This window comes from Actinomycetospora sp. ABD4_176 (assembly GCF_056311855.1).
Genome location: NZ_CM149974.1, coordinates 5242560 through 5255037, shown reverse-complemented (window position 1 = coordinate 5255037; position 12478 = coordinate 5242560). Strand labels below are relative to the sequence as shown.

The window sequence follows — 12478 nt, the reverse complement described above, 5'->3', positions numbered from 1 at the left end:
CTCCCGTCGTCGGCGCCTCCGCTGCTCGGACCGATAGCCTGGCGGACGATGAGCACCCCCGCGCAGCCCTCCCGCGCCCTCGGCGTCGGACTGGCCACCGTCGCCCTCGACGGCACCGTCCTCGACACCTGGTATCCGCTGCCCGAGCTGGTCGATGCCCGTGACGGGATGGCCGAGGAGCCGGGCACGGTGATCGTGCCCGCCGGGGAGCTCGAGCCGTCGCTGGTCGACGCCCTGGGCACCGACCAGGACCGCGGTGTCGAGGTCGTCGCCGTGCGCACCGTCGCCGACCTCACCGGCCCGCCGACGTCGGCGTACGACGTCTACCTGCGCCTGCACCTGCTCTCCCACCGCCTCGTCACGCCCCACGGCGTCGACCTGACCGGCATCTTCGGCCACCTCGCCAACGTCGTGTGGACCAACCACGGCCCCTGCCCGGTCCCCGAGTTCGAGCGCGTGCGGGCCCGCCTGCGGGGCCGGGGCCCGGTCACCGTCTACGCGGTCGACAAGTTCCCGCGCATGGTCGACTACGTGGTCCCGTCGGGCGTGCGCATCGGTGACGCCGACCGCGTGCGCCTCGGCGCGCACCTCGCGAGCGGCACCACCGTGATGCACGAGGGCTTCGTCAACTACAACGCCGGCACGCTGGGCACCTCGATGGTCGAGGGCCGCATCTCCGGCGGCGTCGTCGTCGGCGACGGCTCCGACGTCGGCGGCGGCGCGTCGATCATGGGGACGCTCTCGGGCGGCGGCAAGGAGGTCATCGCGATCGGCGAGCGCTGCCTGCTCGGCGCCAACGCCGGCATCGGGATCTCGCTCGGCGACGACTGCGTCGTCGAGGCCGGCCTCTACGTCACCGCGGGCACGCGCGTGACCCTGGAGGACGGGGGCGTGGTCAAGGCCGTCGAGCTCTCCGGGCGCCCCGGGCTGCTCTTCCGCCGCGACTCGGTCACCGGCACCGTCCACGCCCTGCCGCGCACCGAGGGCGCGCGGGTCGAGCTCAACAGCGCGCTGCACGCGAACGACTGACGCCGACGTAGCCTGGCGATCGTGGACGTCGAGGTCACCCGGCTGCCCGGGATCGGCACCAAGCAGGAGTTCGACACCGCGTCCGGGCGCCGGATCGGGGTGCTGACCCACCGCGACGGGCACCGCGAGCTGCTGGTGTCCGGCCGCGAGGACCCGGACGCGTGCAGCGCGTCGGTGGCGCTGTCCGACGCCGAGGGTCAGGCGCTCGGCACCCTGCTCGGCGCGCCGAACCTCGTCGCGCAGCTGCAGGACCAGCAGCGGGAGGTCGAGGGCATCAGCACCGCGCAGTTCCCGGTCGGCGCGGGGTCGCCGTACGACGGCCGCACGCTGGGCGACACGGGCATGCGCTCGCGCACCAGCGCCTCGATCGTCGCCGTGGTGCGCGACCACGTCGTGTCGCCGTCGCCGGGCCCGGAGTTCGTGTTCCGCGCGGGCGACCTCGTGGTCGTGGTGGGCACCGGCGAGGGTCTCGGTCAGGCGGCCGCGATCCTCGAGGACGGCTGAGGCCCCCGGCCGTGCACACCACCGCGCTCTCGCTCATCGAGCTGGGCGCGCTGTTCTTCGGGCTCGGCGTGCTCGGGCGCCTCGCCGGACGCCTCGGCATCTCCCCCGTCCCGCTCTACCTGCTCGGCGGGCTCGCCTTCGGAGCCGGCGGCCTGGTGCCGCTGGAGGGCATCGAGCCCTTCACCGACGTCGCCAGCGAGGTCGGCGTCGTCCTGCTGCTCCTGCTGCTGGGCCTCGAGTACTCCGCGTCCGACCTCATCGGCGGCCTGCGCCGGTCGTGGCTCGCGGGGATCGTCGACATGGTCCTCAACGCCGCGCCCGGCGCGATCACCGCGCTGATCCTCGGGTGGGGCCCGCTCGGGGCGCTCGCCATGGCCGGGGTCACGTGGGTGTCGTCGTCGGGGATCGTCGCGAAGGTCCTCGACGAGCTCGGCCGGCTCGGCAACCGGGAGACGCCCGCGGTGCTGTCGGTCCTCGTCATGGAGGACCTGGCGATGGCCCTCTACCTCCCGATCACCACCGCCGCGCTCGCCGCGCTGGGTTTCGCGGCGGGCCTGCGCACAGTCGCGATCGCCGTCGTGCTCCTGATCGTCGTGCTCGTCGTGGCGCTGCGCTACGGGCGGTTCGTCTCCATGGTCGTCGAGTCGCCGACGACCGAGGTGTTCCTGCTGCGCGTGTTCGGCATCGCGCTGCTCGTGGCCGGGGTCGCCTCGCAGCTGCAGGTCTCCGCCGGGGTCGGGGCGTTCCTGCTCGGCATCGCGATCTCCGAGGACACCGCGGAGAACGCCACCCGCGTGCTCGCACCCCTGCGCGACCTGTTCGCGGCGGTGTTCTTCGTCGTCTTCGGCCTCAACACCGATCCCCGCCAGGTCCCCGCGGTGCTGCCGGCCGCGATCGCGCTGGCGATCGTGTCGACGGCGACCAAGCTCGGCGCGGGCTGGTTCGCCGCCCGCCAGATCGGGGTCGGGCGGCTCGGCCGCTGGCGCGCCGGCGCGGCGCTCGTGGCGCGCGGCGAATTCTCGATCGTCATCGCCGGGCTGGCGCTGACCACGGGCTCCGTCGACCCCGGCCTCGCGCCGCTGGCGACGACGTACGTGCTGCTCATGGCCGTCCTCGGCCCGGTGGCCGCGCGGGTCGTCGAGCCCGTGCACGGGGCCGTCACGCGCCGCCTGCGGCCGTCGGCGGGCTGACGGGCGGGCTCAGGAGCCCTCGTACGTGACCCGCCGGGGGCCCAGCCGCACGACCGCGACGCCCTGCACCACGACGGCGGCCAGGATCACGCCCAGCGCCGCGCGGAAGCCCGCGAGGTCGATGAGCACGCCCATCACCGGCGGCGCGAGCGCGGCGAGCACGTAGGCCGAGCCGAGGGTCAGCGCGGAGACCGACGCCGACGTCGCGCCGTCCGGGGTCCGCCAGGCGACCACCGCGAGGCCCAGCGGGAAGCCCGCGCCCACCGCGACCGACGCCAGCACCACCCACGGCCACGGCCCGACGACCGGCAGCACGGGCGCCGCGAGGATCCCCGCCACACCGATCCCGGCGCACACCACGCAGAACGCCGCCCACGGCGCCCAGGCGCGGCGGCGCTCGGCCAGCACCGGCACCAGCAGGGCCGCCGGGATCTGCACGACGTTCCACACCGACAGCACGACCGCGGCGCGGGCCGTCGAGAACCCCTGCGCCTCGTAGAGCGGGGCGAGCCACGTCAGCCACCCGTAGAACTGCACCGACGACATCGCCTGGAACAGCACGGCGAGCCGCGCGAAGCGGTTGCGCCACGGCAGGTGCACCGGTGGCGGCGCCGGCACGTCGTGGAGGCGCCGCGTCACCGGCCACCACACGACCAGCGCGAGCACGGCGAGCACCGTCCACGCCGCGAGCGCCCACCACCAGCCGCCGAGCAGGTCCTGCAGCGGCAGCGCGGTCAGCGAGGCGACGGTGGCGCCGCCCATCATCGACACCGTGTAGAGGCCGGTGGCGGCGCCGGCGCGGTCGGGCAGGTGGTCGCGGACGATGCCGGTGATGGCGACGCCGACGACGCCGATGCCCAACCCGATCGCGAGGCTGCCGGCCACCAGCGGCACCGCGGCGGGCAGGCCGTGGGTCAGCGTGCCGAGCGCGATCGCCGCGATCCCCAGCGCCGCGGCCTGCTCACGTCCCGTGCGGCGCGCGAGCGCGGGCGCGGCGAACGAGCCGGCGCCCATCATGAGGATCGTGGCGGCCTGCACGAGCCCCGCGAAGCCCGCGGAGACGCCCAGGTCCGCGCGGACCGTCTCCAGCAGCGGCGGGTAGACCGACAGCGCGGCGCGCAGGTTGAGGCCCAGCGCGAGGACCCCGAGCAGGACGACGACCGGCCGCACCGGCTGCCGGGTGTCCGGCGGTGTCACCCCGCGCGGCACAGCGCCGTCACTGCGCCAGGCGTCGCGCGGCGGCGGCGATCCCCTCGTCGGAGGCCGTCAGCGCGACGCGGACGTGGGACGCGCCGGCGGGCCCGTAGAACTCGCCCGGGGCGACGAGGACGCCGCGCGCGGCGAGGCGGTCGACGGTGGCGCGGCACGGCTCGCCGGCGGTGGCCCAGAGGTACAGGCCCGCCTCGGAGTGCTCGACGCGCAGGCCGGCGGCCTCGAGCGCGGGGCGCAGGACCGTCCGGCGGGCGTCGTAGCGCGCGCGGGTCTCGGCGACGTGGACGTCGTCGCCCAGCGCCGCCGTCATCGCCTCCTGCACGGGGCGCGGCACGATCATCCCCGCGTGCTTGCGGACCTGCAGCAGGCCGGCCACCAGCGCGGGGTCGCCGACGACGAGGCCCGCGCGGTAGCCCGCGAGGTTCGACGTCTTCGACAGCGAGTGCACCGCGAGCAGGCCGGTGAGGTCGCCGCCGTGCACCACGGGGTCGAGCACCGACGTCGTCACCACGCCCGGTCCGGGCAGGGCGAGGTAGCACTCGTCGGCGGCCACGACCGCCCCCAGCGCCCGGGCCTCGGCGACGCGGGCCTGCAGCGCCGCGGCGTCGAGGACGCGGCCGGTCGGGTTCGACGGCGAGTTCAGCCACACCAGGCGGGTGCCCGCGGGCAGCGGCTCGTCGTCGCCCACCCGCGCGGGGCGGGCGCCGGCGAGCTGCGCGCCGACCTCGTAGGTCGGGTAGGCGAGGTCGGGGAAGGCGACGAGGTCGTCGGACCCGTTGCCGCCACCCAGCCCCAGGAGCGTCGGCAGCCAGGCCACCAGCTCCTTGGAGCCGATCGTCGGCAGCACGGCGTCGGGGTCGAGGTCCTCACCGGCCGACCCGGCCGCGCCGTGCCGGCGGGCGAGCGCGGCGACCGCGGCCCGGCGCAGCGCCGGCGTCCCCCAGGTCTGTGGATAGCCCGGCGAGTCCCAGGCCGCCCGCAGCGCCTCGCCCACCGCGGTGGGCACGGGGTCGACGGGCGTGCCGACCGACAGGTCGACCACCCCGTCCGGGTGGCTGCGGGCGACCGCGGCGGCCCCGGCGAGGCTGTCCCAGGGGAAGTCCGGGAGCGCCGGGAACCGGACGCGCGTCGGACCCGCGGTCCGGTCGGTGGTCACTCCCCCTGCGGCGGCAGGTCGGGCACGGGGCCCGCGTCGCGCTCGACCTTGCCGACCTTCGCCGCGCCGCCGGGCGAACCCAGCTCGTCGAAGAAGTCGACGTTCGCCTGGGTGTAGACCGACCACTGGTCCGGGACATCGTCCTCGTAGTAGATGGCCTCCACCGGGCAGACCGGCTCGCACGCCCCGCAGTCGACGCACTCGTCGGGGTGGATGTACATCATCCGGCCCCCCTCGTAGATGCAGTCGACAGGGCATTCCTCGATGCACGCCTTGTCGAGCACGTCGACACACGGTTCGGCGATCACGTACGTCACGTCTGCTCCTGCTCCTCACTCACGAAAGTCCGGCACGACCCTGACCCACGCGTGGTGGTGGCACGCGGCCGCGGATGGCGCCTGCGGCGAGTATTCCGGTCGCCGCCGCGTCATGCCCGTGCGGGGGCGACCTGAATGCCCCGCAGCGGCATGTCAGCCGTCACATCGTCACGCCCGACCCTGCTCGCGCGCCACCCAGCGGGCCGCCGCGCGGGCGGCGCGCTTGAGGCCCGAGCGCTCGCTGCGGTAGCTGGCGAGGGCCCCGACGACGGGCAGGTTGGCCAGCGCGCGCCAGAACCGGTTGCCCTGGGGGCGCCGGTCCAGCTCGCCCTGCAGGCCCCAGAGCGTCTTGCCCATGCGCCACACGGCGCTGGCCAGCGCGGACAGGTGCCCGCGCTCCTCGCGCTCGGTGCTCACCGTGCCCGCCAGCTCGCCGGCCTCGCGCTCGACGTCGGCGCCGTGGGCGTCGCCGTGGCGGCGCGGGTCGACGTCGCGGCCGAAGAGCACCGACGCGAGCAGGCGCACCTGCTCGTCGCGCCCGTCCATGCCGTGCTCGCTCGCGATCGCGCAGACCACGAGGCCCTGCGCGGCGAGCCCGAGGATGTCGGAGACGGGCAGCCGGCGCGCCAGCGCACCGCCGATGCCCGGGATCGAGGCCACCACCGAGGTGAAGCGGCCGACCCGCGACACCCACCACCGGTCGCGCTCCTCGGGGCTCATCGTCTGCCAGCGCGGGGTGCCGGGGAGCTTCGAGGTGGCCAGGCGGTCGAGCACGCGGGCGCGCGCCGTGCGGGCCGCCCGCCCGAGCTTCCCGCGCCGGGTCGTGGGCGCCGGGGCCGTCTCCTGGCCGCCCTGCTGCAGCTCGAGCGCGCGGCGGCGGGCCAGGCGTCCGAGACGGAAGGGGTCGGCGTCGCGCAGGCCGCGCAGCACCGGGCCGGTGGCGGCCACGAAGGGCCGCAGGACGCGCACGACGTGCTCGTCGGGGATGGCGGGCATGGCGGCTCGTTTCCCGACGGTCGCCCGGCTCAACCCCCGGACGGCGGGGCGACACCCCCGCCGCGCCGGGCGGCCCTGCCCGAGCGCCACGACAGCGCCAGCGCGCCCGGCACGACCCCGGCGCCGAGCAGCAGGACCGCGCGCCAGTCCGGCGGCAGCACCCCCGCGCCCGCCGGGCTCCACAGGCCCGCGACGAGCACCGTGAGCGTCCACGCCGCCAGCGGCACCGCCGGCGCCCGCCCCGCCGGCTGCACCGCGTCCGCGGCGAGCACCAGCACCGGCGTCGTCACCAGCGCCACCAGCGCCGAGAGCGGCAGCGGCAGCCCGGCGTCGGCGGTGCGCAGGGTGAGCCACGCCATCTCGGTCCACGCGAGCAGCACCGCGTCCACGGCGAGCAGGACGACCACGGCGACGGGGAGGACGGCGCGGGCTGCGCGCGCGGCTGGGGTCGTCGAGCGAGGGTCACGCTCGCTACGGGCCACGCAGCCGGGGACACCCTCGCTGCTCGCGGGCCCGCTCCCCCCGGGCCCGCTCCCCCCGGACGCGGTCACGCCGGCGGGAACAGGTCGTCCGGCGCGCTCGCGGGGCCGCGCAGGTGCACGAAGCACTCCGCGGGCAGCACCGGCTGGGCGAGGCCGTTGGACAGCGCGAACGCCGGGGGCTCGCTGCCGTCGTCGTACACCGCGATCTGGGTGGCGTGGGCGCGCAGCGCGGCGAGCTTGCGGATGCGCGCCCCGCCCAGCGGCACCCGGGTGGTGATCGTGGCGTCGGGCACCGTCGGCAGGTCCTCGACGGGCGGCACCGGCAGCCCCAGCCACGACCGGCGGCGCAGCGCCGCGAGCCCCGCCGCGACCTCGTCGTGCGCCGCGGCGGTGGCGGCGACGGTGATCTCCGCGGCGTCCGGGTCGACGGCCTCCACCGCGGCCATGGTGATGTCGTGCGCGCGCACGTGGTCGGGGTGGCCGTAGCCGCCGTGCGCGTCGTAGGTGACGACCACCTGCGGTCGGACCTCGCGCAGCACCTCCACGAGTGACGCCACCTGCGCGTCGAACCCCTCCGGGCCCGCGAACGAGCCCGGCGCGATGACCGACGGCGCGGCCGCGAGGATGCCCTCGCCCACGCGCTCCATCCCCGAGTCCTGCCACGTGCCGGCACCGGCGAGCCAGCGGTGGTCGGTGACGCCCAGCGCCGCGCACGCCTTCGCGAGCTCGCCCTCGCGGTGCTCCCCCAGCGCCGGGCCGGTGAGGTGCGCCAGCTCGGGCGGGATCACCTCGCCCTGCTCGCCGCGGTTGCACGTCACGAGCGTCACGGGCACGCCTGCCGCGGACGCGAGGGCCATCACCCCGCCACAGGTGATCGTCTCGTCGTCCGGGTGGGCGTGGACGAGCAGCAGCGGACCGGGGCTCACGAGCACGTGACCGTAGGTGCTCGGCGCGGCCGGCGCGGTCACCGGGTATGACGTCACAGCGCGCGAGCGGGAGGAGAGCGGTGACGGAGCTGCACTGGTCGGTGTCCTGGGAGACCGACGTCGACGACGCGGACCACGAGCCGCTGACCGCGCTCCTCGCGCGGGCCTACCCGGACGAGGCGCACCGGCTGGTCGGCGCGCGCAGTTGGACCGGCGCGCGCCCCGAGCTGCGCGTCGTCGCCCGCGAGGCCGGCGTCCCCGTCGCGCACGCCGGGGTCATCCGCCGGTTCCTCCGCGCCGATCCGCACGACGGCCTGGGGCGCGACGTGCTCGTCGGCCACGTCGGCCTGGTCGCCGTCGACCCCGACCAGCACCGCGGCGGCCTGGGCCGCGCGCTGATGGCGCAGGTCGTGGACACCCTCGTGGGCCTCGACGTCCCGTTCGGCTTCCTGACCTGCGGGCCCGACGTCGAGGGCTTCTACCGCGCCGTGGGCTGGACGCGCCTGGCCGACGTGGCGGTGCGCATGGTCGGCATCGACGACCGCGTCGTCACCGACGAGGACCCTGCGATGGTGCACGCGGCGGGCCGCCCGCTGGCGGACTGGCCCGCCGCGCACCTGCTCGCCCAGGACGGTCGCGGGCTGTAGCGGGCCCGCGGTGATCGAAGGAACGATACGGACACTGAACGTCAGCGACGGCACTTCGCTGACACCGGGCGGCTACTCGGCGCGCACCAGGTGCGGGGGCTCGGCGAAGTGGCAGGCCGCGGGGTGGTCGGTCGACGGGCGCACCTCGAGGGCCGGCGGGTCCTCCGCGCAGACCGGGGCCGCTTTCGGGCAGCGGGTGCGGAACCGGCAGCCCGACGGCGGGTCGGCCGGGCTGGGGACGTCGCCCTCGATCGCGATGCGCTCGCGGCGCACGGTCGGGTCGGGCACCGGCACCGAGGAGAGCAGCGCCTGGGTGTACGGGTGCGACGCTCGCCCGTAGATCTGCTCGGCGGTCCCGGTCTCGACGATCGAGCCGAGGTACATCACCGCGACGCGGTCGCAGAGGTGGCGCACGACGCCGAGGTCGTGGGCGATGAACAGGTAGGCCAGCCCGAGCTCGCGCTGCAGGTCCTGCAGCAGGTTGAGCACCTGCGCCTGGATCGACACGTCGAGCGCCGACACCGGCTCGTCGCAGACGATGACCTTGGGCCGGAGGGCCAGCGCGCGCGCGATGCCGATGCGCTGGCGCTGCCCGCCGGAGAACTGGTGCGGGTAGCGGCGGATGTGCTCGGGGTTGAGCCCGACGAGCTCGAGCAGCTCCTGCACGCGACGCTGCCGATCGCCCTTCGGCGCCACCTCGGGATGGATCTCGAAGGGCTCGCCGACGATGTCGCCGACCGTCTTGCGCGGGTTCAGCGAGGTGTACGGGTCCTGCAGGACGATCTGCATGTCGCGGCGCCACGCGGTCAGCGCCGCGCCGTGCTTGGCGAAGAGGTCCTCGCCCTCGAAGGTCGCCGTCCCGCTCGTCGGCGGCGTGAGGCGCATGAGCACCTGGGCCAGCGTCGACTTGCCGCAGCCCGACTCCCCGACCACCCCGAGCGTCTCGCCCGGGTGCAGGTCCAGCGACACCCCGTCGACGGCGCGGACGTGCCCGATGGTCTTGCGGAAGACCACGCCGCGCGTGACCGGGAAGTGCTTGACCAGGTCGCGGACGGACAGGATCGGATCGCTCATCCCGACGCCACCTCCTGGGTCGACGGACGGTCGGGGCCCTCGGCGACGAAGCGCTCGGCGAAGTGGCACGCGGCCTGGTGGCCGGCCGCCGACGAGCCCGCCACCTCGCGCAGGAGCGGCACCTCGTCGGTGCACACGTCCTGCGCGTAGGCGCACCGCGGGTGGAACGGGCAGCCGTTCGGGATCGCCGACAGGCTCGGCGGCAGGCCGGGGATCGGGCGCAGGGTGGCGCCACGGGCGTCGTCGACGCGCGGCACCGAGTCCATGAGCCCGCGCGTGTAGGGGTGCCCGGGGCGCGCGTAGAGCGTGGCGGCGTCGGTGTGCTCGACGATCCGTCCCGCGTACATCACCGCGATCCGGTCGGCGACCTCGGCGACGACCCCGAGGTCGTGGGTGATGAGCACCAGGCCCATCCCCCGCTCGCGGCGCAGCTCGTCGAGCAGGTCCATGATCTGCGCCTGCACGGTGACGTCGAGGGCGGTGGTCGGCTCGTCGGCGATGAGCAGCTCCGGGTCGAGCGCGAGCGCCATCGCGATCATCGCCCGCTGGCGCATGCCGCCGGAGAACTGGTGCGGGTACTCCTTCACGCGCTGCTTCGCGTTCGGGATGCGCACCAGGTCGAGCATCTCGGCCGCCCGCGCCGTCGCGTCCTTGCGCGACATGCCGCGGCGGAACCGGAACTGCTCGGCGATCTGGAAGCCGACCGAGTAGACGGGGTTCAGGGCCGACAGCGCGTCCTGGAAGATCATCGCCATCGACTCGCCGCGCAGGAGCCGGCGGCGCTCCTCGTCGGCGCCGAGCAGTTCCTCGCCCCGGAAGCGCACGGCGCCGCCGGTGATCCGCCCGGGCGGGGTGTCGAGGATGCCCATCACCGTCTGCGCGGTGACGCTCTTGCCCGACCCGGACTCGCCGAGCACCGCGAGCGTCTCGCCCTCGTCGACGTGGTAGCCGACGCCGTTGAGCACGTGCGCGGTGTCGCGCCCGGTGCCGAACTCGACGTGGAGGTCCTCGACCTCCAGCAAGCGCGCCATGGTCAGCGCCCCCTCGGGTCGAAGGCGTCGCGCACGGCGTCGCTCAGCATGACGAAGGCGAGCACCGCGACGACGAGGAAGAGGGCCGGGAAGAACAGGGCCTGCGGGATGTCCGCGACGCGCTCCTGCGATTCGGAGATCATCACGCCCCAGGACACCACGGGGTCGCGCAGACCGATGCCGAGGAACGACAGCGCCGCCTCGGCGCCGATGAACACGCCGAACTGGATGGTGGCGAACACGAGCACCGGGGCCAGCGTGTTCGGGAGGATGTGGCGCGTCAGGATGCGCAGCGGGCCGGCGCCGAGCGCGCGGGCGGCCTTGACGTACTCCTGCTGGCTCGCCTCGATCGCGGCGGCGCGCATGATGCGCATCGCGAGCGGCCACGTCAGCACGACGATCGTGAGCACCACCTGGGCGACGATGCGGACCTCGCCCACCACCTGGCCGGGGTCGTTGAACGTGGTGAGGATGACGATGCCGCCCAGGATGAACGGCAGCCCGGCGAAGACCTCGGCGACCCGCGAGACGAGGACGTCGGCCCACCCGGCGTAGAACCCGGCCGCGAGGCCGGCGAGCGACCCGAGGAGCACGGAGCCGACGCTCGCGAGCAAGCCGACCGTCAGGGTCGGTGCGGCACCGTAGATGGTGCGGGCGTAGATGTCGCGGCCCTGCAGGTCCCGCCCGAAGATCGCGTCCGGGGACGGGTCGGCGCCCGAGAGGGCGAGGTCGGCGATCTGCGGGTCGGTCGAGGTGAACACCGACGGGAACACCGCCATCACCAGCAGGACGAGGATCAGCGCGGAGCCGATCCAGAACAGGGGCCGGCGGCGCAACTGGGCCCAACCGTCGGCCCACAGGCCGCCGGTGCCGGGACCGGTCTCCTCCGGCCCGGCGCCGCCGGGCGCTCCCTGGGCCGGCGCGGTCGCCGTCGTGTCAGTCATAGCGGATCCTCGGGTCGAGCACGGCGTAGAGCAGGTCGACGACCAGGTTGGCCAGCAGGAAGACGATGACCAGCAGGGCGACGATCCCGACGACGGTGGCGATGTCCTGCTGCTGGATGCCGCGGAAGACGAGACCGCCGATCCCGCGGATGTTGAACACGCCCTCGGTGAGGATGGCCCCGCCCATGAGCGCCCCGATGTCGTAGCCGAGGAACGTCACGACGGGGATGAGCGAGTTGCGCAGCATGTGCACCCCGACGACGCGGCGGCGCGTGAGCCCCTTCGCCACCGCGGTGCGGACGAAGTCGGCCCGCTTGTTCTCGATGAGGCTCGTGCGGGTCAGCCGCGCGACGTAGGCCATCGACAGGCTCCCGAGCACCAGGCCCGGGACGAACAGCTGCCCGAGCGTCGGGTCCCCGGGCACCGAGGGCCGGATCCAGCCGAGCTCCACACCGAGCACCTGGCGCAGGACCAGGCCGGTCACGAACACGGGCAGGGCGATCAGCACGAGGGTCGAGACGAGCACGAGGTTGTCGACGAACCCGCGCCCGCGCAGGCCGGTGAGCACGCCCGCCGCGACGCCGACGACGGCCTCGATGGCCACCGCGACCAGGGCGAGCTTGATGGTGATCGGGTAGGCGTCGGCGATCAGCGTCGACACCTCGGTGCCGGAGAACGTCTGGCCGAAGTCGCCCTGGAGCAGCTGGCCGAGGTACTTGAGGTACTGCAGGATCAGCGGGTCGTCGAGGTTGTAGCGCTCGGTCATCTCGGCGATGAACGACGGCGAGCAGGCGCGCTGGCCGCACTTGCCCGCGAAGGGGTCGTCGGAGATGCCCCAGACGAGGAAGTAGACGAGGAACGTCGTCCCGAGGAAGACCGGGACGAGCTGCAGCAGGCGCCGCGCGGTGTAGCGGCCCACGGAAGGCTCCCTTCGCGCCGACCCGTCCCCCGCGGCCGCACGTCGGTGGGC

Annotated in this window: 14 protein-coding genes; 4 read left to right on the top strand and 10 right to left on the bottom strand. The window is 75.1% G+C overall.

Features of this window, described 5'->3' with window-relative positions; translation table 11 throughout:
- The first annotated feature begins 48 nt into the window (after positions 1–48).
- Genes dapD through ACYX4T_RS25425 form a run of 3 tightly spaced genes read left to right on the top strand, consistent with a single transcriptional unit; the run spans position 49 to position 2723 of the window.
- A complete protein-coding gene (gene dapD, locus ACYX4T_RS25435) occupies positions 49–1029 on the top strand; it encodes a 2,3,4,5-tetrahydropyridine-2,6-dicarboxylate N-succinyltransferase (protein WP_476011999.1) in 981 nt (326 codons plus the stop codon).
- 21 nt (positions 1030–1050) lie between these two features.
- Entirely contained in the window at positions 1051–1533 is a 483-nt protein-coding gene (locus tag ACYX4T_RS25430) for a cation:proton antiporter regulatory subunit (RefSeq protein ID WP_476011998.1), read from the top strand.
- 11 nt (positions 1534–1544) lie between these two features.
- Positions 1545–2723, top strand: a complete 1179-nt coding sequence (locus ACYX4T_RS25425; protein ID WP_476011997.1) for a cation:proton antiporter — start codon at positions 1545–1547, stop codon at positions 2721–2723.
- 9 nt (positions 2724–2732) lie between these two features.
- Here the strand turns inward: ACYX4T_RS25425 and ACYX4T_RS25420 are convergent, their stop codons facing one another.
- The 6 genes from ACYX4T_RS25420 to mshB form a co-directional block, all read right to left on the bottom strand.
- On the bottom strand, positions 2733–3920 hold the full coding sequence (locus ACYX4T_RS25420; protein ID WP_476011996.1) for an MFS transporter: 1188 nt from the start codon (positions 3918–3920) through the stop codon (positions 2733–2735).
- A 19-nt stretch (positions 3921–3939) separates the two neighbouring features.
- A complete protein-coding gene (gene dapC / locus ACYX4T_RS25415; RefSeq protein WP_476011995.1) occupies positions 3940–5091 on the bottom strand; it encodes a succinyldiaminopimelate transaminase in 1152 nt (383 codons plus the stop codon).
- Complete coding sequence (fdxA, locus tag ACYX4T_RS25410; protein WP_476011994.1) at positions 5088–5408, bottom strand: ferredoxin; 321 nt, start codon at positions 5406–5408, stop codon at positions 5088–5090. Before fdxA ends, dapC begins: the two co-directional genes overlap by 4 nt.
- Positions 5409–5576: 168 nt before the next feature.
- On the bottom strand, positions 5577–6404 hold the full coding sequence (locus ACYX4T_RS25405; protein WP_476011993.1) for a hypothetical protein: 828 nt from the start codon (positions 6402–6404) through the stop codon (positions 5577–5579).
- 29 nt (positions 6405–6433) lie between these two features.
- Positions 6434–6886, bottom strand: coding sequence for a hypothetical protein (locus tag ACYX4T_RS25400; protein WP_476011992.1), 453 nt, complete (start codon positions 6884–6886; stop codon positions 6434–6436).
- Positions 6887–6951: 65 nt separating this feature from the next.
- Entirely contained in the window at positions 6952–7812 is an 861-nt protein-coding gene (mshB, locus tag ACYX4T_RS25395; RefSeq protein WP_476011991.1) for an N-acetyl-1-D-myo-inositol-2-amino-2-deoxy-alpha-D-glucopyranoside deacetylase, read from the bottom strand.
- A gap of 80 nt (positions 7813–7892) precedes the next feature.
- On the opposite strand from mshB, the gene ACYX4T_RS25390 reads away from it, so the two are divergent.
- Positions 7893–8459, top strand: a complete 567-nt coding sequence (locus tag ACYX4T_RS25390) for a GNAT family N-acetyltransferase (RefSeq protein ID WP_476011990.1) — start codon at positions 7893–7895, stop codon at positions 8457–8459.
- Positions 8460–8531: 72 nt separating this feature from the next.
- On the opposite strand, the gene ACYX4T_RS25385 is transcribed toward ACYX4T_RS25390, so the two are convergent.
- From ACYX4T_RS25385 to ACYX4T_RS25370, 4 genes are read right to left on the bottom strand one after another with little or no spacing between them, the layout of a single operon-like run.
- Positions 8532–9533 (bottom strand): ABC transporter ATP-binding protein, encoded by a 1002-nt coding sequence (locus ACYX4T_RS25385; protein ID WP_476011989.1) that lies wholly within the window; start codon positions 9531–9533, stop codon positions 8532–8534.
- Positions 9530–10564 (bottom strand): ABC transporter ATP-binding protein, encoded by a 1035-nt coding sequence (locus ACYX4T_RS25380; protein ID WP_476011988.1) that lies wholly within the window; start codon positions 10562–10564, stop codon positions 9530–9532. Before ACYX4T_RS25380 ends, ACYX4T_RS25385 begins: the two co-directional genes overlap by 4 nt.
- A 2-nt stretch (positions 10565–10566) precedes the next feature.
- A complete protein-coding gene (locus tag ACYX4T_RS25375; protein WP_476011987.1) occupies positions 10567–11508 on the bottom strand; it encodes an ABC transporter permease in 942 nt (313 codons plus the stop codon).
- On the bottom strand, positions 11501–12427 hold the full coding sequence (locus ACYX4T_RS25370; RefSeq protein WP_476011986.1) for an ABC transporter permease: 927 nt from the start codon (positions 12425–12427) through the stop codon (positions 11501–11503). The genes ACYX4T_RS25375 and ACYX4T_RS25370 overlap by 8 nt, the downstream gene beginning before the upstream one ends.
- Between the last annotated feature and the right edge of the window lie 51 nt (positions 12428–12478).

What these genes read in the sequence shown, in the direction of transcription:
- ACYX4T_RS25385 (WP_476011989.1), bottom strand. Translation starts at nt 9,533, where the DNA reads ATGAGCGATCCGATCCTGTCCGTCCGCGACCTGGTCAAGCACTTCCCG.
- ACYX4T_RS25375 (WP_476011987.1), bottom strand. Translation starts at nt 11,508, where the DNA reads ATGACTGACACGACGGCGACCGCGCCGGCCCAGGGAGCGCCCGGCGGC.
- dapD (WP_476011999.1), top strand. Translation starts at nt 49, where the DNA reads ATGAGCACCCCCGCGCAGCCCTCCCGCGCCCTCGGCGTCGGACTGGCC.
- ACYX4T_RS25380 (WP_476011988.1), bottom strand. Translation starts at nt 10,564, where the DNA reads ATGGCGCGCTTGCTGGAGGTCGAGGACCTCCACGTCGAGTTCGGCACC.
- ACYX4T_RS25405 (WP_476011993.1), bottom strand. Translation starts at nt 6,404, where the DNA reads ATGCCCGCCATCCCCGACGAGCACGTCGTGCGCGTCCTGCGGCCCTTC.